The following is a 22833-nucleotide window of genomic DNA, read 5'->3' on the forward strand; positions in this document are numbered from 1 at the left end:
TCGTCTGTGGCACAAGTGGCTCAGCTCGATCGTGATAAAGCGTGCATTCTTTGGCAAAGGGACGCTGCGGGTAGTTGCAAGTATCGTCTTCGTGATAAATACAGGTAGTGCACAGAAATTCTTCGGGTTTTGATCGATAAAGAGGTATACCCGGATGACCGAAAGCTTTGAGGGGGATTTTGCAGTGTGCACAGGCAAGTGCTTGGGCGTCTACAGGTTGGTGACAGCGGGGGCAATCAGGCATAGACAGCAGGGTGATGGGGTAATGTGGTGGGTAGGCTCATTAGGGGGTTTTCCGAACGCCGATTAGCGCGATCGGCTCGCCATCAGGCGGCTGGATGCTCCAAAATAGAAAGGTAGTTGTGCGCTGATGTAACTTTAAGTTTACAGATGGTTTCGCAGCGACAGCAGGCGACCTGAGCCGATCGGGTATGAAAGGGCAAACATTAGGAAAAATCTATGGATAACAATAGCAACTTACTCAAACAACTGGTAATGCTGGGCATTGGTACTACCTCTCTGGTGGCAGAGAAATTGCAGGAAGTCAGCGAGCAATGGGTCAAAGATGGCAAAATCAATCCTGAGCAAGCCAAAACCTTTGTCGATGACATGACCGAGCACCTGAAGTCTGAACAGGGCAATTGGGATACGCAGTTGCAGCGGCAACTACGGAATATGCTGCAAGATATGGGAGTTCCGCGACAGTCCGAAATGGATGAGTTGCGGGGAAGGCTCGATCGTTTGGAACGTCAGATGCGGGATTTAGAAAACCGTAACTGGCGCTGAGTGCGATACCTCTTCGAGGGCTTCGCTAACGCCCGCGAGGAGTTCGCTGCTATCTTGTGATAAGATTGTCACCCGAAGGCAGAAGGCTAAAAAAGGCACTTATGTAGAAGCCATTTATGTAGAATTACAAACATTATGACTTCGTACTTTTGTCTTTGAAATTATCTGATACCTGCCGTTTTTTGGTGGAAAAGTTCAGATAAAATTTGGTGGTTCTTGTTGTACTAGATGTCTTAGATATCTGAGATATCGCGGTTAAAAGTATCAGGAGGATTAATTTTGCGAGGAGTTCTAGTCAGCTTGGGGGTAATGCTGGTTTGCTTTTTGTTTTTGATAGTCGCTCAAATGGGCGGTTCTGGGTCCCAAGCAGTTGCAGCCGAATTGAATAATCTTTTACCAGAGACTGCTATTGAGAAGTTGTCAGCACAGTCTTTGAAGGAAAATAGCTTTCTAGTAGCTGATGCTACTTTACCAGAGGTACCAGCTACTATCGCTGGCAATGACATGACTGATAATACTGAGAAAACTGTCACCACAGATTCAGGTCTGAAATATGTGGAATTGAAGCAGGGTGATGGGGCGACTCCAAAAACCGGGCAGACGGTTGTGGTACACTACACTGGGACTTTGGAGGATGGCACGAAGTTTGACAGTTCGCGCGATCGCAATTCTCCTTTTCAGTTCAAAATTGGCGTGGGTCAAGTAATTAAGGGTTGGGATGAAGGTGTCGGTACGATGAAAGTTGGAGACCGCCGCCAGTTGATTATTCCCCCTGAACTCGGTTACGGTGCTCGCGGTGCGGGCGGGGTGATTCCTCCTAATGCTACGCTGATTTTTGATGTGGAATTGTTGAAAATCGCTGGCTAGGTAGCTCAATCTAATTCAACGTAAAACTTTTACGGTGTTTAGAAACCCGGTTTTTTTAAGAAACCGGGTTTTTGGGTATGTTCTGGTTGATTTACGATCGCTTCGGAGATGCCAGATTGCGAAAGCAGGTAAATTGGGCGTCGAATAATAGTTTGATGATTCCTGTGGGGCCGTTTCTGTGTTTGGTAATAATTACTTCTGCAATTCCGCGATCGGGCGAATCAGGATTGTAATATTCATCGCGATAGAGCATAATTACTAAATCTGCGTCTTGCTCGATCGATCCGCTTTCGCGTAAATCAGACATCATCGGCCGCTTGTTTGTCCTCGCTTCCACACCGCGACTCAACTGAGATAAGGCAATAATCGGCACGTTGAGTTCGCGGGCTAAACCTTTAAGACTTCTGGTAATTCGAGATAGTTCTTGCACGCGGTTGTCGCTGGTACCTTCCATTAATTGCAGGTAATCTAGCAAGACTAATCCTAGGGTTCCGCCTTGTTCTGCTTGGAGGCGGCGGACTTTCGATCGTATTTCTGTGACGGTAATATTCGGAGTATCGTCAATAAACAACGGCAATTCTGATAAGTTGCCAATGGCTGTACTGATTGGTTCCCATTCGTTTTGACTGATTCTACCCGATCGCAACCGGTTGCTTTCTATTTTGGCTTCGCTGGACAGGATACGCTGCACTAGCTGTTCTTTCGACATTTCTAAGCTGAAAACGGCAACCGGCAATTTTTGCTGTCCAGCGGCGATGTGGTGGGCGATGTTGGTACAAAAGGCCGTTTTTCCCATCGCCGGTCTGGCTGCAACGATGATTAAATCCGATCGCTGAAAGCCTCCTGTCATAGCATCTAAGTCATAGAAACCGCACGGAATACCGGGAAGTGTCAGCCCTTCATTGCGATTTTCTAGGTCTTGAAATGTTTGGTTTAGCGTTTCGCCGATCGATACTAAATCTTGTTGCGGGCGTTCTTGAGTGATGCTGAAAATTTCTTGTTCGGCGCGGTCTAAGACTGTTTCTAGTGGTGTTGCCGTCTCGTAACCTAATTGTACTATGTTGTTGCCAGCTTCGATTAATTTGCGGCGCTGATATTTGTCTTCAACTAAAACTGCATATTGGTCGATGTTGACGGCTGAAACTGTGCGATCGACTAATTGTGCTAATTTAGTTAGTCCTCCTACTTGCTCTAACTGGTTGCGGTCGGTTAGCGAAGTTGTTACCGTCATTAAATCGGTAGGTTGGCCCTGTAAAAATAGCCCTAATGCCGATCGATAAATGACTTGATGAGCGGTGATGGCAAAAAACTCCGGTCGCAGCAGTTCCGCAATTCGGGAAATAGCTTCGGGGTCAATTAAGATTCCCCCCAAAATTGCTTCTTCTGCCTCTATATTTGTCGGCATCAAATCGCTCATTAGTCAATTGTTCTCTGTCATTAGTTATTAGTTGCCACTTATTAGTAATCAGTTTTCAATGTGTAAGTTAGCGTAACTCACTTTGCAAGTTAGCAGTGCTTAGTTGTTAGCTAATGACTAATGACTAACAACTAATGACTGATGACTGATGACTGAATGACTCTTAATTACATCGGAACAACTTGAATATCAACTTCGGCGGTAACTTCTGCGTGTAGTTTGATTTCAGCTTTGTATGTACCAGTTTGGCGAATTTCGGGCAGAGTGATGCCGCGCCGATCGACTTCTTGACTGGTAGAGTTGAAAATCAGTTCTGCTACTTCTTGGTTGGTGACAGTACCAAAAATCGCGTCAGCTTCGCCAACTTGCTTGGAGATGATAAAAGGCCCCGCCGATTGGAGGGCGGTTTTGCGGACTTCAGCTTGCTGCTTGAGCTCTAGCTGGCGCAGTCTTTCTTCTTCACGGCGGCGTTCTGCTTGCTTGAGAATGCCAGGAGTGGCTTTAAATCCCATTCCTTGGGGTACTAGGTAGTTGCGGGCGTAGCCCGGGGCTACTTCTACTACGTCGCCAGCTTTACCGAGTTTGCTGACATCTTTATTTAAAACTAATTGGACGCGCTTGGCCATGATCGTGGGTTGTGGGGTTTTAACTGCAACTTTTTATAATAGCGAAGTTTGAGGGGCGATCGCAAGGGAGAAGGAAGTTCGGCAACGGATTATGTAGCGGATGTAACGGATGTAAAGGATTTAACGGATGGATGTTGAGATTCGAGGTTCGAGATTCCAGGGAAGAAACAGGGATAATATTTTTAACTGGCAAATTCAGTTTGAAATTACGCCAAACGGGGATGGTGTAATGAGCCCAATCAACTACAGTGCAATGTCTTACAGAACACTCAGGCTTTATTTTCAAGGCGCTGGGCGATCGATCGCGCTACAGTAGCAACTAACTGGGTCGGATTGATCGGCTTGGCTAAGTGTTTGTCAAATCCGGCTTGCAAAACTTGGCGCTGGTTCCCTTCTCCAGCATAGGCCGTTAAGGCGATCGCCAACAACTGCCGATACTCAGGCGCAAGCTGAGTGCGGATGCGATTTATCAACATATACCCGTCCATTTGGGGCATTCCAATGTCGCTGACGAGCAAATCCGGTGCAGTTTGTTCGATCGACTCTAGCGCCTCAGCAGCAGATGACAGGGAAATCACCTCTGCACCCGCTTCCTCAAGCACGAAAGCGACAAAATCTCGCGAGTCGAGCTCATCATCTACCACTAAAATTCTCAATCCAGCTAGTGGCAAGGATGGCATATCGGGACAAGTATTCCCATGACGTTCTTCGTCCTCCTGCCTTCTAGAACCATCATTTAATAGCGGTAATCTCACCGTAAACGTCGCTCCTTGACCTTCTCCGGCGCTTTCTGCAAACACCGTTCCGCCGTGAAGTTCGATCAGTTGGCGGACGATCGCCAATCCCAATCCCAAGCCACCAAATTTACGAGTTGTGGCGCCATCTTCTTGTCGAAAATGGTCAAAAACATAAGGTAAGAAATCGGGAGTAATGCCTTTACCAGTGTCTATGACTTGAATTTGAGCTTGGTGTTCGACTTGCTCTAATCGAACTTCAACTCGACCGCCTTCAGGCGTGAATTTCACCGCATTTGATAACAAATTCCACACAATTTGTTGCAAGCGACTTCTATCGCCTAGAACTTGCCCGACATCGGGATTTAAGATTGTTTTGATTTTAATTTTTTTAGCTTCTGCTGCTAATTGTACGGTTTCCACGGCACACGGGATAATGGTTGCCAGATTCACTGGGGCAACATTCAATCTGAGTTTTCCTTGCAGAATCCGAGACACGTCAAGCAAGTCTTCGATTAATTGAGATTGCAATCTGGCGTTGCGCTCGATCGTCTCAAAAGCCTTGGCAGTTTGATTCGCCTTCAGCTTGCCGCCGACGAGCAGTTGCGACCAGCCTAAAATCGGATTCAGGGGCGATCGCAACTCGTGAGAAAGCACCGCCAGAAACTCGTCTTTAATCCGGTTAGCTCGCTCGGCTTCCGCGCGGGCAGTTTGTTCTAATTGCAGAACCATATCGCGCTCGGTTTCGACTTGTTTGCGCTCTGTAATGTCGATAACAGAGCCGATATAACCCTCAAATTGTCCGCTTTCGGAAAATCTGGGAGCAGCCGCATCGATCACCCAAGAATATCCGCCATCCTTGCGCTGGAGGCGAAATTCTACGCGGTACGGTTCCTGGCGTTCGTTGGCGGTCAAGAACGCATTTTTGGCCTTTTCTTGGTCTTCTGGATGCGCCGCGTTTACCCAACCCAATCCCAAACCTGTTTCCTCAGTTTGACCTGTGAATTCATACCAGGTTTCGCTCAAGAAAGTGCAATAGCCTGTGGAGTTTGTTACCCATACCATAAATGGAGCGTTGTTAGCCATATTGCGGAATCGTTCTTCGCTTTCTTGCATCGCTGCTTCGGCTTGTTTGCGTTCTGTGATATCCCGACAGACAACCACTCCGCCTTTGATTTCGCTGCTAGTATCAACTACCGGATAACCGCTGATACTGATCCAGCGACCTTCGGAATCTTCGCGGCGGACAAATACCTCTACATCATTGACATATTCACCTTTGATTGCTCTGGCTAGAGGTAGTTCAGCGTTGGGGAAAAGGGTTTTTTTGTCAGCCAAAAATAGTCCGTAGGTGCTCGACCATTCCTCATAGGATTTTTCATTCGATAGCGGGCCGAATATGCCTACGGCGGCTCGGTTAAACAACACCAACTCACCTTGTTGGTTGGCCAAAATCAAACCATCACCAATGCTGTCAATAATTACTTGCAATAACTTAGTTTGTTCTTGCAGGGCGACTTCTGCTCGTTTGCGATTTGTGATGTCGCTGGAGATGCCAATCAAGCCGATGACTTCTCCCGCCTGATTGCGGTAGGGAGCTTTCATTACCAAAAATGTCCGAATGCCATCGTGAGATTCTTCGAGGACTTCTGTTTGGCCGGATTCCATAATGCGCCGATCGTTTTCCGTGACTGTAACTGCAAGTTCTGTTACTGGGTATAAATCCAGATCGCGACCACCAATTACTTCAGAAGCAGATTTGCCCATTATTTCCAGCGTGGCTGGATTTGCATAAATAATCCGTCCTTCTCGATTTTTGACAAAAATTGGCGTGGGTGCTGACTCGTTAATTACGTTCAAAATCGCATTTTTTTGCCGCAATTCTTCTTCAGTGCGTTTGCGATCGCTAATATCGCTCCAATAAGCCGTAAATCCTTCGGCGGCTGGATAGGCGCTTACTTCTATATACATTTGGAGCGACGGCGAAAACTCTTCAAACTTGACAGAAACTTGCTCGTTAACGACTAGATGAAATTCTTGATATGCCCTCGAATTGGATTCTTTCTCGGCGGGGAATACCTCCCAGATCGATCGACCTAGCAAGTCTGATCGAGAGCGAGAAAGCAGTTTTTCTGCTGTGGTATTAACGTAGGTATAGCGCCATTGTGAATCGATAGCCATAAAGGCATCAGTAATACTTTCTATAATATTGCTGACTTGCTGGGAGGCCGCTAGCACCGCGAGTTCAGCGTTTTTGCGATCGGTGATGATTTCGCAAAAAATCATGATGCCGCCAATCTCATTGGTATTGGTTCGCCAAGGGTGAATTTCCCACTGCACCCAGTCGATTAAGCCATCAGGGCGGGGAAACTGATCTTCTTGGCAGAGTTCGACTGCTCCCGCCAGACAGCGCTGGTGGATTTGTTTGAAATGATCGGGCAAATTGGGAAAGATGTCGTAGTGCGATCGACCCACAATGTTTTGATCGCCGAACCCGTAACTTGATAGCCAGCGGTCGCTCACCAGCATATACCGCATCTGGCGGTCAAACATGGCCACCCCCGCAGGCGAATGTTTAACGAACAGCCGCAGTTGTTCTTCCTGTTGCCGCAACCGATTCTCTGATTGTTTGCGATCGGTGATTTCTTTGAAAAGTATAGCGACTTGTTGGCTCTGCGGCTCAGCAGTGCGGAAGGCCAAAACGTCGAACCAGCGGTTCATGACTTCCGAACCGTGCTCGAAGCGCAGGGGTTCCCCCGTCAGTGCAACTTTGCCGTACATCTCAAACCAATAATCTTCGATATTTGGAACGAGCTGGCGCGCTGTTTTACCCGCAGCTTGTTCAAGTCCGGTTTGCTTCTCGAAAGCCGGATTGACTTCTAAAAAACGGTAATCGATCGGCTTTTCGTTTTCGTCAAACAGCATTTCAATGACGCAAAAACCTTCGTCTAGGGACTCAAACAAAGTGCGATAGCGTTCCTCGGAACGGCGCAAAGCAGCAATAGCTTGTTTCCGCTCGCTAATATCCATAAAGGCCGCCACACAGCCACGAACTGCACCCTGCTCGTCAAATAACGGCACCGCATTCACCAACCAATCAAAGGCCACCCCGTCCTCGCGCACCATTTTAATTTCCATATCTCGCACTTGGACGCCGGAAGCCACGGCTAGTTGCATGGGCAGTTGTTCTCCGGGAATTTCTTCTCCGTTGCGGAATCGTCTAAACGGAAGGGCTGCGGCTTGCTCTCCGGTTCCAGAAACATTTGTATCGGGCAGCACTATCAACATCGACTGGGCAAACCGGTTAGCACGGATTACTTGACACTGTGGGTCGTCCGCGATCGTAATACCGACGGGTACAGCATCAAGTATCGATTGCAGTTCATTAACTCGTCGCTCTAGTTCTTGGTTGAGCCGTTGAATTTCTTTTTTGGTAGCTTTGCGTTCGGTAATTTCATGCACCGTCACATTCACGCCCAAAACGCGATCGTCCTCGGCTTTCAGGGGATAGAGACTCAACAGCCAATCCTGTTCTCCTCCCGGCTGTACTGAGTTAGTCCTCCGAACTTCGAGCTGTTTTAGTGGAACTTTAGTTTCAATAACTTGTCGGTAAAGCGGCTCTAAATCATCTGCCATTTCTGGCAAGATTTCGCGCAATGTTTTGCCGATGTGGGCGGCGGCTGGAACTCGGTTAATTTCTGCGAGGCGATCGTTGATGCGGACAAACCGCAACTCGGTATCTATAAAGCAAAGTCCGATCGGCGCACTAGCATAAATCGCCTCAATTTCTGCTAGTTGTTGCTGCGCTGTTTGCGCTTGTTGAATAAAAGCAGCCCGATCCGTCTTCTGCTCGGTGACATCTTGAAAATAAACGGCAAGTCCCGATGGGATGGGATAAGCTCGTACCGCATACCAAGCATTGAGTGGCGGATAAAAAGATTCAAAACTAACTGTAACTTGGAAGGTGGCGGCGTGGCGATATTCCTGCTCAAACAAACTGCCCACTGATTCGGGAAACTCTTCCCAAATGCTGTGGCCAATCAAATCTTTCGAGGGTCGATTCAGCCACCGCGCCGCTTGCGAATTGAGGTAGGTAAATCGCCAGTCTCGATCCAAAGCAAAGAACCCGTCCGAAATACTTTCGAGGGTGTCTGACAGTTGTGGCGCGGGCGCATTACAGACTGGTTCGGGCTGAGGTTGAGCGATAGGAGTGAAGGTTGTTACTACCGCATAGGGAGTCGATCGATCTCCCTGAAATAAAGGTTGAGAATTGAGCCTCAACCAAATCAATTCTCCCTGTGGCCGATAAAAGCCCATGATGACATTTAAACATGGTTGCCCGGTTTTCAGCGCCACCATCGCCGGATGCGTCTCGCCGGGAAAATCCGAGCCATCTTCACGCACAGTCTGCCACCGACTGTTGATTGAGGTGCATAAGAGCATCTGTTCTGCTGTCATCCCCAACAGATCCTGGGCGTGACAATTGCAGCACTGAATGCTACCGTCTGCCAATTGCAGAAGCATCCCTACATCGGTTGGCAAAGGCGCGGCTGGGTAGAACACTTTGTTAGAATCCGTTGAAACAGATGGGTCGATTTTTGGTTGGGGTTCAGTATTGCGTGGGTTTTGCATCGGTTTCTAACAACGCTCATTTTACTTTTGGCCAAGCCAATCGCGATCAATAATAGGGAAATAACCAGAGGAACTTTTGATTTGAGCAGGGTGAGACTTCAGACCTAAGATGGATGTCGATCGTTGTGCGGTAATATCGATCTCTAGACAATTTATTTTATCGTAGAGTCCCACGTCTGAACCAGTTGCGGGATTCAGCACAGGCGACGGGGAATTTTCTGGCTGTTTCAAATGGCAGGTTAGTCCGTCTCGTTATTTTTCGCGTTGCTGCATATTACCAATGGCTGTTGCTCGTTTTCGGGTGCGAACAGATGGTACTTGCACACAGATAAATAAGTAGATGAAGCTTGCAAATACATAACCCCTATCTCGCAGCGAGTGAAACGAAGCAATCGCTCTTGTTATGCCCACCTTACATTCTGTTACATTGTAAACTTTATTTGCGCCTAACTACTTAGAATCCCCGTTTGTTTGTGTAAATCTAACCGGAAATTTAGGCAAGATTTTGTTCGTCTTAACGGTAAATGGGTGATCGCATTTACCTCAATACAGGGTCGCCTACTTCCTCAATTCCCAACGTTTGTGTCACCTTTGCCGTTCATCTCACAAACTTAATCCTATGCACATATTCACAGCAGCCGATCGCACCTATATTCTCGGGTTAGCAGCACTTCTCAAGTCGGTAGATCTGAATGTTAGCCAATCTGGGGAGGAGCAGGTCAAAATTAGCGTTGTATCTACCAGGATATATTCACCGCAAAAGGAACAGTTACAGAATTGCTGCAAATACCAGATTGAATGGCAAGAATTGCAATCTAATTACGACCAACTTCTTTCGGTATCAGGCTCTAAACTTCCTTACGTTAAATTGGAACCCCGAAAATATACTAAAGAAACAGAAAGGCTGATTTGGCTCGACAGCGATACGATCGTTCTGGGCAGCTTAAAGCCGCTGTGGAACCTAGATTTTCAAACTCTGCCAATAGCAGCCGCAGACAACGTCTGGGGAAATCCCAACAATTATCAATATCGAAACCCTTATTTCAACAGTGGTGTTTTAGTTTACAACATGAAGCTTTGGGAGGAAGAGCAACTGTCGGAAAAGTTGCTCCAAAATGCTAGAACCCACGTTTGGGGCGATCGCGATCAAGGTGCATTAAATTCTGTTTTAGTGGGAAGGTGGAAGCAATTAGACCAAAGATGGAACAACCACAAGACTGATGATATGTCAAGTAAAGTGATGCACTTTATGTCAAGACCGAAACCGTGGGAAAGCACTGCCCCCAATCAATTATGGCTTGATATGTTGTCTCAGACACCGTTTAAGGACGAACTGGAAAAAATTCCAAATAAGTTTAAGGGGCTGTCGAGCTTTAACGTAAAATACAAAAGACTTGACAGGTGGTTGAGCGAACCGATACTCAAGTTTAAGAGTTACCTAAAACAACAAAAACGTTAAAGTTAAAATTGGTCTTTCATGCCGCGCAATCGAGCGAAGGTTTGCACTGGATCGGGGGAGTTGGTGGCTGATTGGATCTTGGGAAAGTCCCAGCGCAAAAATGGGTTTGTGCTTTTTTCGAGGCCGATCGATGATGGTATTGTAGGTTGCGCTCGACTCCGCGCTTCCTTGACTTCGGCGAAGCGCTGCTGTAAATCGGGATTGTCGCCATCCACACTTAAGGCAAATTGCAGGTTGTTCAGCGTGTATTCGTGGGCGCACCAAACTCTGGTATTGTCGGGCAAGTTTCGCAGTTGTCCCAGAGAGGCTAACATTTGGGCGGGAGTGCCTTCTTTGAGCCGACCACAGCCTCCAGCAAATAAAGTGTCGCCGCAGAACAATTCGCCGATTTCGCTGGGGTTGCTGGGGGGGAAATAGTAGGCGATGTGAGCTTTTGTGTGGCCGGGTACGAAGAAGACTTCGGCGGTTCTGTTGGCAAAAGAAACTCGATCGCCCGCTTGTAAAAACACTTGCTGTCCGGGAATTCTGCCTCTATCTTCTGCGCCACCGTAAACTTTAATTTGGGGAAAGCGATCGATCAGTTCCTGATTGCCACCTATGTGGTCGCTGTGGTGGTGGGTATTGAAAATTGCGGTTAATTCGGCTCCGAGTGCTTGCAGTTGCTCTAATACTGGCTGCGACCGTGCTGGATCGACGACTGCTGCTGTGTGGCGATCGGGGTCGTGCAGCAAGAAAATGTAATTGTCAGACAGTACCGGAAGCCGATAAACCTGCATAGAAAAGTGCCTCTCTCGGAAAAATATTATATAATTAAGTTAGTCTGAACGCTATCCGAAGGCTGATTGCAGATTTATTAAGTCCGCATATCTATCTTGGGAAGTAAAACTCTGATACGTTATTTCTGCTATTGATCCAAGTGATTTACGGTTGGGTACGCAATATTTTTGGGTCAAGAACTGCAATCCACTTTAATTATTTTAGCGTAAAAGCGATCGAATAAATGCGAACATCTCACAACAAATCGAACTTAACAATTTCTCAAAAAGTCGATCGGATTGTAGCGTCTGGTAAGATTACTCGCCGGGAACATTTAGTTTTGACTTCGGCTATCCTGTCAGATGATAAAATTTCAGAAGAGGATCGACATCAGATTAACCGCATATTTGATTATATCCAAATTGGTCGCCTCAAGTTTATCGATTGAATAGAAAGACTTGCACAGTCAGCATCTATCTGGAGTGTAAAAAGCGTTTTTTAGGAGTGCGATCGTCCCCTCTCGCACAGCAAAACCTATATATTTCGCTTGAATTCTCCGGCTCAGGTATAGTGTGAAAGCGTCTGATGTGGCAGTCTCAAGTTAACAAGGCTCTTGGCAATCCCAGCTACAAAAACAGGCAGAAGAAAATGAGTGCAGACAAACAAACTATTTTGGTGACGGGCGGAGCTGGATATATTGGCTCTCACGCGGTATTAGCGCTGAAAAACGCCGGCTACGGTGTGGTGATTTTGGATAATTTAGCTTACGGTCACCGAGATATAGTAGATCAGGTTTTGCAGGTGGAGTTTATAGTTGGCGATACGAGCGATCGCACTCTTCTCGATAACCTGTTTGCTACGCACAAAATTGATGCGGTAATGCACTTTTCTGCTTACGCTTACGTGGGCGAATCTGTTACCGACCCAGCTAAATATTACCGCAACAATGTCATCGGTACTATTACCCTTTTGGAAGCAATGCTCGCTGCTGGGGTGAAGAAATTTGTGTTTTCTTCTACTTGCGCGACTTACGGCGTACCGCAGAAAATTCCGCTCACCGAAGACCACCCGCAAAACCCCATCAATCCCTACGGTGCTACTAAGTTAATGGTAGAACGGATTTTGTCGGATTTTGACGCTGCGTACGATTTCAAGTCTGTTTGTTTCCGCTATTTTAACGCGGCTGGGGCCGACCCTAATGGGTTGTTAGGAGAGGATCACAATCCAGAAACTCACTTGATTCCGCTGGTGTTGTTCGCTGCTTTGGGGAAACGAGATTCGATCGCGATTTTTGGCACGGATTACGATACTCCTGACGGTACTTGCATTCGGGATTACATTCACGTTAACGATTTGGCATCTGCTCACATTTTGGGATTAGAATATTTGCTCAATGGTGGCAAATCTGATTTCTTTAATTTAGGAAATGGCGGCGGGTTTTCGGTGAAAGAGGTGATAGAAACGGCTCGTCAAGTGACGGGAAAAGAGATTAAAGCTGTTGAGTGCGAGCGGCGTCCCGGAGACCCGCCTGCTTTGGTTGGCAGCAGCGAGAAAGCCATCAAAACATTGGGTTGGTCTCCAGAATATCCCGACATTAAGAACATTATCTCCCATGCTTGGCAGTGGCACCAAAAACGCCACAGCTCTTAGTATGTAGGGTGGGCATTGCACACCTTACCATTACAGCAAAGTTTGATTAAATTGTTGTGGGGTGCGCTTCCAGCCCGCCCCAAAAATACAATATGCTAATAATATCTGCTAAGTCGGGGCAACTCGGAAATCGACTGCTGCTTTTTGCTAATTTCATTGCTTGGGCGATCGAGCATAATTTGACTGTTCTCAATCCTGCTTTTGACGAATATGCAGAATTATTTGTGGGAACCGCGGGGGATTTTTTGTGTTGTTATCCTCCTCCATGTTTTACCGCAGCAGGCAACAACTTTGTCAGAAGTAAATATTATAATTTTATTAAGTATTTAAGCAACAAAAAAATATTAAAGACGCAAGAAATAACCCGAAAAAAACCTTTTAGCTGGCTAAAATATCAGGAGATAGAACCAATCAAGCAGGGTTCAATAGTTTGTTTTCAAGGCTGGCTGTTTCGAGATGGCTGGTTTGTAGAAGATGTTTCCAAGTTACACAAGTACGCCGACCCCATTAGAGCCTACTTTGAACCATTAGAGCGATATAGAATCAATGTAGATCGTTTGATATTGAATTTAAAAAAGAACTCTGATATGCTCGTCGGAATTCACATTCGCCAAGGGGATTATGCTCAACATCAAAAAGGGAGGTACTTTTACACAACTGAGCAGTATTTACAAGTCATGAATTATGTGGTAAGGCTATTTGAAGGAAAAAAAATTAAGTTTTTGATTTGTTCTAATCTTCCCCAAGATCAGAGTTTATTTAATAATTTTAACTGTGGATTTGGCAGCGGTCATTTAATTGAAGATATGTATGCTCTGGCTGAGTGCAACTATGTTGTCGGGCCGCCTAGCAGTTATACTATGTGGGCTTCTTTTTATGGAGATAAACCTCTTTACATGATCGTAAATGTCAATAAAACAATTAACCTGAAAGATTTTGTACATTTTTACGAATGGCAAGGAATTTTTCACTATCGAGATGACTGGAGTGAGAGCTTTTGGGAGTGGACACACGCTTGGTAAATAAGTAAATCAATGAATTCAAATAAATTAGCAGTCAAGGGATTTATCACTATTTTAACCGGTCTTTACTCTTTCCAGGATTGCGTTCATTTTCTGGCTTCTATCCGGAAGTTTCACCGCGAACCCATTATTATTTTAATAGATAGAGTCCCTCTAATTTTATATCCTTTACTTCAGGTGTTTGGAAATGTCATATTGAAACCTGCACCGTCTCACGAAAACCCTGTTTTAGCGTCGCGGCAAGCTAAGCTGGCTTTGTACGGGGAATCTTTATTTGAGAAAACTATTTATATGGATTGTGATATTTGTTTGCTGTCGCCAATAGATGAGGTGTTTGATTTTCTTGATGGGGTGGATTTGTTGGTGACGGCAGATGTGCAGCCTGCGATTGCTAAAGCTGCAAATTTATTAAGAGTCAAGCAGGATATTCTGTCAACTTTGCAGTCTGTGGGGTTGCCGCTAAATGAAAATAGCATTCAATACAATGGCGGATTTATCGCTTTTACGAAAAGCAGTAAAACTCAGGAATTGTTCACAAACTTTAAGAAATATTTCGATATGGTAGTGGCGCATCAAAATGTGTTACTATTGAAAGACCAGGGCGCTTTTGCGGCGGCTGTTGAATCGGTGAAACCGAAAATGACAACTTTGTCCCCGGTTTACAACTACTTGGATAAGTGGAAAGATGTTTATACGATGATCGACAAACCGATTAAAGTAATGCACTGTACTTATCCTTACCGTCCTCAGTACGCGAAGAACGTGACCCGATCGCTCTTTACTAGAATAGTCGATCGCACGGCTAAAATATTTTTACCAAATCAACTTAACAATCCCTGGCGTTTAAAATAATTAAAGTTGCTTGGCAAACTACATTAAAAGCAACAACAATCAGCCCCAAGTAAAAAAAATTAGTTTATACATATCCGAAAATTTACCTAGAAGAATTATTGCTGGCCTGAATAACAGTCTTGGATTCATTACTGTGTTTTTTTTACTAAAATACTTCGTTGCTGCCCTTTGCCCTGGTTAAAAACCTAGTTGCTGTGGTTGGGAGTACGTGAGTCGCCATCGCCTTGACAAAAGCTCGGTTAAGCCGGAAAATTAAACAAATGTTTTAAAAAAAATACTCAGTGAAAGTTTCATTAGTAGTGAGCGATTTGTCAGGAGGAGGTGCAATTCGTGCTTTTTTATTAGCTCAAGTCTTGATAGAGCTTAAATGTGATGTAGAAGTTGTTGGATTTCAGTTTGGCAAGGAATTGTATGCTACTCCTCCCAGAGATATCCCGGTATGTGCGATACCGGGTAAAAATTATCCTGGGTTTTTAATGGATGCTCAAAAACTTTGGAAAAAAATAGATGGGGATATTATTTATGCAGTAAAACCTAAACCTACAAGCTTTGGGTTATCACTGTTAAAAAAACTGGCGACTCGCCACTTTATAATTTTAGATATAGACGACTGGGAACTGAGCTGGTACGGCGGAGATGAATGGAAATACCGTCCCTCTTTCAAACAACTTTATCGAGATATTTTTAAACAAAACGGTCAATTAAGAGAACCAGATAATCCTCTCTATCTCAAGTGGATGGAAAGTCTCATTCACAAAGCTGATGCAGTCACCGTTGATACTGAGTTTTTAAAACAGCGTTTTGGTGGTGTATATTTGCCTAATGGTAAGGATACTGCAATGTTCGACCCTGCTAAATACAATCCTGAATTGAGCAGACAGTGTTACGGCTTGTCCGGGTATAGAGTTTTGATGTTTCCGGGAGCACCGCGACCTCATAAAGGCGTGGAGGATGTTTTGATGGCCCTCGAACATTTAAATGAGCCCGATTTAAGATTAGCGATCGTCGGCGGGAGTCCTTATGATGATTATGATGATAAACTTGTGAAACAATGGGGGCGTTGGATTATTAAACTGCCAAGGTTTCCAGTGGAGAAGATGCCGTCCGTTGTAGCGGCGGCTCATGTTGTCGTTGTTCCTCAGCGAGAAACTCTCACAGCCGTGGCTCAGTTTCCGCTCAAGCTGACAGATGGCATGGCAATGGCTAAGCCTGTTTTGTCTACGCGAGTGGGGGATATTCCAGCAATTTTAGGGGGAACGGGTTATTTAGTCGATCCGAGTTCTCCCGCTCAAATTTCACAAAAAATTCAATGGATATTTCAAAATTTTACAGCGGCTAATTTACAAGGAATGAAAGCTCGGGAAAAATGTGTAAAAGAATATAGTATTCAAGCAATGAAACCGATACTTTCAGAGATAATTGCAGGTATGTAAAGGTTATTTTAAAACTACTCAATGGAGGAAGAAAAACTGGCTGTTATTAAAGAATATTTTGAGATGCCGTACTGTTTAGCTGGGAATGCTTCATGTCTGCCAATAAGCTACTCCTAAAATTTGCCAGACGATATCCCGGCAGGATTCTCTTAACTGTGATGCTGGGCTTTTCTGGCGCTTTATTTAACGGTATCAGCACTACTCTGATTGTACCAGTGCTTTTAAGTTTTTTAGAGGAAGCGATCGAGCTGCGTGGTGCTCCACCTCTAATTAAAACTTTGATGTATCCCTTTGAGGGAATGCCCGGAAATCAGCGTTTAATGCTGATGACCGGGGCGGTTGTGCTGGCCATTTTTTTAAAAAATGTTGCGAGTTATATCAATACTTTAGTAGCTACTTCTCTGACGCGATCTCTGACTTTTGATTTGCGAGAAGCCGGATTGCGGTTGTTGTTAGAAGTAGATTTAGATTTTTACTCTAAAACTAAAGTCGGGGATTTAATTAATAGATTGGGCGGAGAGATTGGTCGGACTGCTAGTGCAGTTGGTACGGCAATCGGAATGTTTACTACGTCTATCACGGTTTTGGTGTTTGTGGGTCTGCTACTTTCGATCTCGTGGAAACTGACAGTGACAGCTACAGTTTTGCTGGCGTTAGTTGCTTGGGCAAATCAATATATTATTAACCGTTCCAAGCATTTTGGCCACCTGCTTTCTGAAATGTCGAAAGATTATTCGGTGAGGGTGCTGGAAACGATTACTGGGATTCGGCTGGTCAAGTCAACGGGGAACGAGGAAAGGGAGTATCAGCGGATCAAGCATTTAATTCAAAGGCGAGAACAAGCGGATTTTCAGGCTCAGGTAAATTATGCGGCGATCGCCCCAATTAACGAAGTTGTTAATTTGATAGTTATAATTTTGATTGTATTTATAGGTCGCACAATATTTGCGAATGAGATAGAGTCTATTGCTACAATTTTATTAACCTATTTATTGGTACTGTTTCGATTGATCCCTTTAATTTCACAGTTGAATAGCGGGCGCAGTCAATTTGCTAATACGTCGGCTAGTGTAGAGGTGGTTAATGATTTTTTGAGCTGCGAGGACAAGCCATTTATGCTGAACGGTTCTGTGCCTTACACTCATTTGCGATCGGGAATTCATTTTAATAAAATATCTTTTAGTTATCCTAACCACAAAAATTTAGTTTTGCAAAAAATTGATTTATTTCTACCTCACGGCACTACTTTGGCTTTGGTAGGAACTTCGGGTTCTGGCAAGTCAACTTTGGCAGATTTACTGCCGAGATTTTACGATCCTACTGAAGGTAATATCTCGATCGATGGCAGGGATTTGCGCGAATTTGAGCTGAAGAGTCTCAGACAAGCGATGGGTATTGTTAGCCAAGATACGTTTTTGTTTAATGCTTCAGTGCGCGAAAATATTGCTTATGCTAGACCCCAAGCTACTGAGGAAGAAATTGTGGAAGCGGCGAAGGGAGCGAATGCTTACGAGTTTATCCAACTATTGCCGGATGGGTTGGAGACTCAAATTGGCGATCGGGGCGTGATCTTATCGGGAGGGCAGCGTCAGAGAATTTCAATTGCTAGAGCCCTGCTGCAAAACCCGGAAATCTTAATTTTAGATGAGGCAACGAGTTCGCTGGATACGGTTTCGGAAAGGTACGTGCAAGCGGCGATCGAGAAATTGAGTTGCGATCGCACAACGTTGGTAATCGCCCACCGCCTCTCCACAGTCCAAAAAGCCCACAAAATCGCCGTCATCGATCGCGGACAAGTAGTAGAAATGGGTTCCCACGAAGAATTGCTAGCAAAAGGAGGTTACTACACTCGCTTGTATTCAGTGCAATTTGCTGAAGAAACCGCTCGTGATGAAGCTCTAATTAGAGGTTCTTACGAAATTCGCACTCGCCTGACTCCCATGATAGCTTATCTCAAAATGCTAGTAGATGAAATGGTAGACTCTCCCGAAGAAAGAGACGAGTTAATCAGAGAATCATTTCACTCTGCTGCTAATATTTTCACTACTTTAGAATTTATAGAAAACACTATTAAGCGTCAGGCTGTTAAAAAGTAGTCAGTTGGCAGTATTTATTAGTCAAATGCCTGCACAGCCAACAATTACCAATTACCAATTACCATGTCTAAATATTATGTATTTTTTACCAGAAATATCTTACCGCAACCCAATGTAGCGAGCTTAGTTCAAGTTGCACACTCTGCCAATGCCGCAGCAAACCTAGGTTATCCAGCAGTTTTGGTATACCTCCGTAAAGGCTGGAGTGCTTTGAATCCGGTTGATTTGCTTTTTCCTTTTCAACCCAGGAAACCCGATCACAAACTTGCCAAAATTTACAATATTCAAGATCAATTAAAAGTAGCAGATTTACCGATGCCGTGGCCGATCGACCTTTGGGACAGCAAGTGGACGAGTTCGAGTACAATAGTATCAAAATACTATTTACCAATTCACCTGCTTAAATCGACTCAAATTGTCCACACCCGCGACTGGAACTTTGTCAAAGCAGCAGTTAAAAACGGTATTCCCGCTATCTACGAACAGCACCACCATGAAAACAAGCAATTTGAATCAGAAATCCTTCGCAATCCTCTATTTCAAATTGCTGTAACTGTTGCCGATACTGTCCGAGACAGCATGATTTTGAATGGGATGCCGCCGGAAAAAGTAATTACGCTGCACAACGGTTTTAACCATTTGTTTCTCGCGAGACAAACAGAAGCTGCCCAGAATTGGCGACAGCAATTATTAGAAGATGACAGACAGCATTTAGCAGTTTATGCAGGCGGACTTTACCCGTTTAAAGGTGTCGATATGCTAGTGGATGTGGCCCTGGAGTTGCCGCGAGTTCAATTTGCGATCGCGGGCGGTGATTCATCCCAAGTAACAGCCTACCAGCAGTTAGCAAAATCCAAGCAAGTTAACAACATTAAATTTCTCGGCTACCTCCCTCAAAATCAACTTGCTAGCTTGCTGCAAGCAGCCGATGTTTTGACTCACCCTCACTGTTTGACAGAGGCGGCGACATTCACATCTCCTTTAAAATTCTTTGATTACATGGCATCGGGAACTCCGATTGTGGCGACGGAGATTGCATCTTTAATAGAATTTAAATCGGGAAATATAGCAGCAATTTGGTGCAAACCGGATAACCCGCACCAGTTCGTGCAAAGCATTCGAGATTGTTTAACCAAATATCCGAGGAAAAGCGAAGGCTATGCAGAAACGATGGATTTTGTCAAGCAGTTTTCGTGGGAAAATAGGATAGAGAGAATTTTGAGGTATGTGGATGAGCAAGTCCGATCGCAAATCATTCATTAATCCTCATCCGATAATTTTAAAATCCTCCAGGGCGAGTTTTACCAACAATCATCGCCTAAAATTAATAATCTCATAAACCCGCCCCGTCCACACGCAAAAACCCGATTTATTATTAGATATGAACCAAAACATCATCGGCACAATCACCACCTATCCAGGCATGAACCAAAGCGACTGGCTGTGGCAACAAACCCCCCACAACTTCGGCAAATGGGGCAACATTCAAATGTTAGCGAATCACCCAGAACCAGACTTTTTACTCATGTATCAATTCGACTTTCCCCGATCGCCCAAAAAGCAGTCATGGCTCGAAAAAATCCGCCGTCCAAGCCCCCTAAATCCAGAAAAGGACATTCGAGAAAAATTGCGCGGTGTGCCCGATGAACGCATAATTTACCTGATCCGCGAGCCACCATTACCAGAAGTGATTGAAATTACCAAAGCCAACTACGAACAAGCCAAACTTTATTGCGGTTACGTTTCCGGGCCCGACGATTTCGCACCAAAACCGGATTATATGCCCGCGATTTGGTATCACTCTAACTCGTTTCGAGAACTCGATGAAATGCCTGCGCCGCCGAAAACTAAATCCTGTTCTTGGATTACTTCAGGTGTTAGCCGCACCGCCAATCACCGCCAGAGATTAGATTTTATCAAATTGCTGCGATCGCAAGAATTGGATTTTGACCTTTACGGGCGAAACTTGCCAATTTGGGCGCGCGGTAACGGGACTGTGAACAATAAATGGCACGCTGTCGCACCATACTATTACAACTTAGCTATTGAAAATTATGCCGAAAACGATTGGTATGTCAGCGAGAAGCTTTGGGATGCCTTATTAGCTTGGTGTTTGCCAATTTATTACGGCGGTTCGGCGGCCGATAAGTTGTTGCCTGCGGGGAGTTTTCTGCGACTGCCGAGTCTGGATGAGAAAGGAGTAGAATTTATTAAAGAGGTTGTGGCTAATGCGGATTATTGGCATGAAGCGAGGGAAAAAATTGCTGAAGCCAGACAAATCATTCTCCACGAATTAAACTTGCTCAATTGGCTGTCTAAGTTTGTATCTCAGGAAATAGCGCGATGAAAGAAAATCCAAATCAACCCAGAGAATACGATGCCGTTAAGGGTGGCAAATCTCAAGTGCCATTAGGTGCGGCTGTCTTAGGTGGTATTCCCGGCGTTAAGAGCCGTTTGGCTTCACCGATTGTCGAGGTGAAAATTGCTGCACTGTCTGAAGCGCTGAAATATGAAGATGCAGGTTTAGATTTAATAATTGGGGCACTGCAAGATGAATTGATGCCAGTGAAGTTTGCAGCCTTTTCGCTGTTGAAGGATAGAGATGAACTAAATATAAAAGAGCAGTTACACAAATATTTGCCTATTTTTGACTTTGATGTGATAACAGTTGATTCGTATGGAAAAGAAAACAGTCGCAGCCGTAATTATGCTCACTTCTTCACAGAAGACTTAGGGAACGGAGTTGTGCTGGAAATGGTTTATATTCCCGGCGGCACTTTTATGATGGGTTCCCCAGCAACAGAAAAATATAGTTCCGATAGCGAACGTCCGCAGCATCAAGTAACCGTACCCACTTTTTTTGCAGGCAAATATCCCATCACCCAAGCACAGTGGCAAGCAGTGATGGGATACTACCCATACTATTTCAAAGGTGAAAAACGTCCTATAGAAGATATATCCTGGTATCAGGCCGTCGAATTGTGTGGCAAACTCTCGGAAAAAACCGGGAAAAAATATCGCCTCCTGAGTGAAGCAGAATGGGAATACGCCTGTCGTGCGGGAACAACAACCCCATTTTATTTTGGGGAAACCATTACCCCGGAATTAGTCAACTATAAAGGACACGAACCCTACGCAAACGCCCCCAAAGGACTTTACCGCCACCAAACAACCGATGTCGGGAGTTTTCCCCCCAATGCCTTTGGACTGTACGATATGCACGGCAATGTTTTGGAGTGGTGCAGCGATCACAGCGATGCGTGGCACTCGAACTATAACGGCGCACCAACTGACGGAAGTTCCTGGGAAAGTTGCACAGGGGGTTACCGGGTGCTGCGTGGCGGTTCCTGGATCAGCAAAGGGTACTCTTGCCGCAGTGCCAATCAGTTCTCGCTATTTGTACTCGCTCGCGGGCCCTACGCGGGGTTTCGCGTAGCGGTGGCGTCGGTTTCTCCCTAGTCCTAGATAATTCGGCGGTTGAAACCGCTACTATACAAACAAAGTCCGCGCAACGCGAGACTAATAGATATGAATGGAATTTGCACGCTAGCCAACGATACAGTTTACGACCAACTAATTGCCTTGCTCAACAGTATTGAAGTTATCTTAGGCTCAAAGACTCCTGTCTGTATTTATCCTTTCGACGACCAAATAGAGCAAATCCAAGCTGAAATTGTTAACCGTCCCAACGTCTTTATTTATGAAGATAGCGCCTCTATTCAGCGATGGGATGAATTCATGCAAGCAGCCGCACCAGAGCGTTTGAACCGCAAAAAATTCCGGCTTTACGGCGCACATCGGCGCTTTTGCGCTTTCGACGGCCCGTTTGAAAAGTTTATCTACATGGATGCCGATACTTTGGTGATGAATTTCCTTGATGCGGTTTTTCAGAAGTTAGAGTCATCGGATTTTGTGGTTTATGATTTTCAATTTCTATCCCCTACTAAAGTATACAATATTCAGTCACCAAAACTGCTCGAAGTTTTTGAGCAAAATCGGATCGAATCGGAAATATTTTGTTCTGGATTTTACGCCAGCAAGCAAGGATTGTTTGATATAAATATTAGGGAATGGCTGTTAGCTCAACTGCTATCGGGCGATGCGGAAATTCTCTATGAAGGTGCGGGAGAACAGCCGTTGCTCAATTATATGGTGATGAAAACGGGGATGAATAGCTATAATTTTGCTTATAGCCTCCCGGAGGGCGAAAAAACTGGGTGCAGCGTCACTTCCAAACATTTTGAAGAGCAAGATCGGATTTTGTACGACAAGGGAAACCGACTTACTTACATTCATTATATTGGTGTGCAGCCGGATTTAATTCGGAGAGTTTGTGCGGGCGAAAATATTGAGTTTCCCTATCGCGATTTGTTCCTGCATTACCGCTATCTCCGCGAACCGTCCAAGCGTCCGATTTTTGCCCAAGCGCCAAAGTCTTATACTGAGGTTTCTGCGCCGAATTTGTTAAAAAGGGTATTGAGAAGGTTGAGGATAAATGTATGA

General features: G+C 45.0%; 18 protein-coding genes. 13 read left to right on the plus strand and 5 right to left on the minus strand.

The genetic code is table 11. The features are described 5' to 3' along the window. A partial coding sequence (locus QUA38_RS14495) for a zinc ribbon domain-containing protein (protein ID WP_333162852.1) occupies nucleotides 1–244 on the minus strand: 244 nt, incomplete at its 3' end. Nucleotides 245–459: 215 nt separating this feature from the next. On the opposite strand from QUA38_RS14495, the gene QUA38_RS14500 reads away from it, so the two are divergent. Both QUA38_RS14500 and QUA38_RS14505 read left to right on the plus strand, forming a co-directional pair. Next, nucleotides 460–786, plus strand: a complete 327-nt coding sequence (locus tag QUA38_RS14500; protein WP_242723321.1) for a phasin family protein — start codon at nucleotides 460–462, stop codon at nucleotides 784–786. 279 nt (nucleotides 787–1065) lie between these two features. Beyond that, on the plus strand, nucleotides 1066–1653 hold the full coding sequence (locus QUA38_RS14505) for an FKBP-type peptidyl-prolyl cis-trans isomerase (RefSeq protein ID WP_333162854.1): 588 nt from the start codon (nucleotides 1066–1068) through the stop codon (nucleotides 1651–1653). Between the two features lie 91 nt (nucleotides 1654–1744). Here the strand turns inward: QUA38_RS14505 and dnaB are convergent, their stop codons facing one another. The 3 genes from dnaB to QUA38_RS14520 all read right to left on the minus strand — a co-directional run bounded on the left by dnaB (nucleotide 1745) and on the right by QUA38_RS14520 (nucleotide 9062). Beyond that, on the minus strand, nucleotides 1745–3070 hold the full coding sequence (gene dnaB / locus QUA38_RS14510) for a replicative DNA helicase (protein ID WP_333162856.1): 1326 nt from the start codon (nucleotides 3068–3070) through the stop codon (nucleotides 1745–1747). A 167-nt stretch (nucleotides 3071–3237) separates the two neighbouring features. Next, nucleotides 3238–3696 carry a 50S ribosomal protein L9 gene (rplI, locus tag QUA38_RS14515; protein ID WP_333108796.1) on the minus strand — a complete coding sequence of 153 codons (459 nt, stop codon included), beginning with the start codon at nucleotides 3694–3696 and terminating at the stop codon, nucleotides 3238–3240. Between the two features lie 269 nt (nucleotides 3697–3965). Next, nucleotides 3966–9062 carry a PAS domain-containing protein gene (locus QUA38_RS14520; protein ID WP_333162858.1) on the minus strand — a complete coding sequence of 1699 codons (5097 nt, stop codon included), beginning with the start codon at nucleotides 9060–9062 and terminating at the stop codon, nucleotides 3966–3968. A gap of 619 nt (nucleotides 9063–9681) precedes the next feature. Between QUA38_RS14520 and QUA38_RS14525 the strand changes: the two genes are divergently transcribed. After that, nucleotides 9682–10521 carry a glycosyltransferase gene (locus QUA38_RS14525; RefSeq protein WP_333162860.1) on the plus strand — a complete coding sequence of 280 codons (840 nt, stop codon included), beginning with the start codon at nucleotides 9682–9684 and terminating at the stop codon, nucleotides 10519–10521. A 2-nt stretch (nucleotides 10522–10523) separates the two neighbouring features. On the opposite strand, the gene gloB is transcribed toward QUA38_RS14525, so the two are convergent. Next, the gene (gene gloB / locus QUA38_RS14530; RefSeq protein WP_333162861.1) at nucleotides 10524–11297 is read right to left on the minus strand and encodes a hydroxyacylglutathione hydrolase; all 774 of its coding nucleotides are present in this window, start codon (nucleotides 11295–11297) and stop codon (nucleotides 10524–10526) included. Nucleotides 11298–11521: 224 nt separating this feature from the next. Here gloB and QUA38_RS14535 point away from each other — a divergent pair, with 224 nt between their 5' ends. The 10 genes from QUA38_RS14535 to QUA38_RS14580 all read left to right on the plus strand — a co-directional run bounded on the left by QUA38_RS14535 (nucleotide 11522) and on the right by QUA38_RS14580 (nucleotide 22833). Further along, complete coding sequence (locus QUA38_RS14535; RefSeq protein WP_190659093.1) at nucleotides 11522–11725, plus strand: hypothetical protein; 204 nt, start codon at nucleotides 11522–11524, stop codon at nucleotides 11723–11725. Nucleotides 11726–11925: 200 nt separating this feature from the next. Then, the gene (galE, locus tag QUA38_RS14540; protein ID WP_333162863.1) at nucleotides 11926–12927 is read left to right on the plus strand and encodes a UDP-glucose 4-epimerase GalE; all 1002 of its coding nucleotides are present in this window, start codon (nucleotides 11926–11928) and stop codon (nucleotides 12925–12927) included. A gap of 92 nt (nucleotides 12928–13019) precedes the next feature. Then, entirely contained in the window at nucleotides 13020–13949 is a 930-nt protein-coding gene (locus tag QUA38_RS14545) for an alpha-1,2-fucosyltransferase (RefSeq protein WP_333162865.1), read from the plus strand. 12 nt (nucleotides 13950–13961) lie between these two features. After that, entirely contained in the window at nucleotides 13962–14801 is an 840-nt protein-coding gene (locus tag QUA38_RS14550) for a hypothetical protein (protein ID WP_333162867.1), read from the plus strand. A gap of 281 nt (nucleotides 14802–15082) precedes the next feature. Continuing rightward, a complete protein-coding gene (locus tag QUA38_RS14555; RefSeq protein WP_333162869.1) occupies nucleotides 15083–16234 on the plus strand; it encodes a glycosyltransferase family 4 protein in 1152 nt (383 codons plus the stop codon). Nucleotides 16235–16326: 92 nt separating this feature from the next. Further along, nucleotides 16327–18330, plus strand: a complete 2004-nt coding sequence (locus tag QUA38_RS14560; RefSeq protein WP_333162871.1) for an ABC transporter ATP-binding protein — start codon at nucleotides 16327–16329, stop codon at nucleotides 18328–18330. A gap of 63 nt (nucleotides 18331–18393) precedes the next feature. Next, complete coding sequence (locus QUA38_RS14565) at nucleotides 18394–19593, plus strand: glycosyltransferase family 4 protein (protein ID WP_333162873.1); 1200 nt, start codon at nucleotides 18394–18396, stop codon at nucleotides 19591–19593. 118 nt (nucleotides 19594–19711) lie between these two features. Then, a complete protein-coding gene (locus tag QUA38_RS14570) occupies nucleotides 19712–20677 on the plus strand; it encodes a glycosyltransferase family 10 domain-containing protein (RefSeq protein WP_333162875.1) in 966 nt (321 codons plus the stop codon). Next, nucleotides 20674–21789: a formylglycine-generating enzyme family protein gene (locus QUA38_RS14575; RefSeq protein WP_333162877.1), complete on the plus strand. Its 1116-nt coding sequence runs from the start codon at nucleotides 20674–20676 to the stop codon at nucleotides 21787–21789. Before QUA38_RS14570 ends, QUA38_RS14575 begins: the two co-directional genes overlap by 4 nt. 69 nt (nucleotides 21790–21858) lie before the next feature. Beyond that, nucleotides 21859–22833, plus strand: a complete 975-nt coding sequence (locus QUA38_RS14580; RefSeq protein ID WP_333162879.1) for an Npun_R2821/Npun_R2822 family protein — start codon at nucleotides 21859–21861, stop codon at nucleotides 22831–22833.

The organism is Microcoleus sp. Pol12B4 (assembly GCF_036701385.1).
Taxonomy (GTDB): Bacteria; Cyanobacteriota; Cyanobacteriia; order Cyanobacteriales; family Microcoleaceae; genus Microcoleus.

What these genes read in the sequence shown, in the direction of transcription:
- gloB (WP_333162861.1), bottom strand. Translation starts at nt 11,297, where the DNA reads ATGCAGGTTTATCGGCTTCCGGTACTGTCTGACAATTACATTTTCTTG.
- QUA38_RS14580 (WP_333162879.1), top strand. Translation starts at nt 21,859, where the DNA reads ATGAATGGAATTTGCACGCTAGCCAACGATACAGTTTACGACCAACTA.
- dnaB (WP_333162856.1), bottom strand. Translation starts at nt 3,070, where the DNA reads ATGAGCGATTTGATGCCGACAAATATAGAGGCAGAAGAAGCAATTTTG.
- QUA38_RS14550 (WP_333162867.1), top strand. Translation starts at nt 13,962, where the DNA reads ATGAATTCAAATAAATTAGCAGTCAAGGGATTTATCACTATTTTAACC.
- rplI (WP_333108796.1), bottom strand. Translation starts at nt 3,696, where the DNA reads ATGGCCAAGCGCGTCCAATTAGTTTTAAATAAAGATGTCAGCAAACTC.
- QUA38_RS14565 (WP_333162873.1), top strand. Translation starts at nt 18,394, where the DNA reads ATGTCTAAATATTATGTATTTTTTACCAGAAATATCTTACCGCAACCC.
- QUA38_RS14545 (WP_333162865.1), top strand. Translation starts at nt 13,020, where the DNA reads ATGCTAATAATATCTGCTAAGTCGGGGCAACTCGGAAATCGACTGCTG.
- QUA38_RS14500 (WP_242723321.1), top strand. Translation starts at nt 460, where the DNA reads ATGGATAACAATAGCAACTTACTCAAACAACTGGTAATGCTGGGCATT.
- QUA38_RS14575 (WP_333162877.1), top strand. Translation starts at nt 20,674, where the DNA reads ATGAAAGAAAATCCAAATCAACCCAGAGAATACGATGCCGTTAAGGGT.
- galE (WP_333162863.1), top strand. Translation starts at nt 11,926, where the DNA reads ATGAGTGCAGACAAACAAACTATTTTGGTGACGGGCGGAGCTGGATAT.
- QUA38_RS14520 (WP_333162858.1), bottom strand. Translation starts at nt 9,062, where the DNA reads ATGCAAAACCCACGCAATACTGAACCCCAACCAAAAATCGACCCATCT.
- QUA38_RS14570 (WP_333162875.1), top strand. Translation starts at nt 19,712, where the DNA reads ATGAACCAAAACATCATCGGCACAATCACCACCTATCCAGGCATGAAC.
- QUA38_RS14525 (WP_333162860.1), top strand. Translation starts at nt 9,682, where the DNA reads ATGCACATATTCACAGCAGCCGATCGCACCTATATTCTCGGGTTAGCA.
- QUA38_RS14560 (WP_333162871.1), top strand. Translation starts at nt 16,327, where the DNA reads ATGTCTGCCAATAAGCTACTCCTAAAATTTGCCAGACGATATCCCGGC.
- QUA38_RS14535 (WP_190659093.1), top strand. Translation starts at nt 11,522, where the DNA reads ATGCGAACATCTCACAACAAATCGAACTTAACAATTTCTCAAAAAGTC.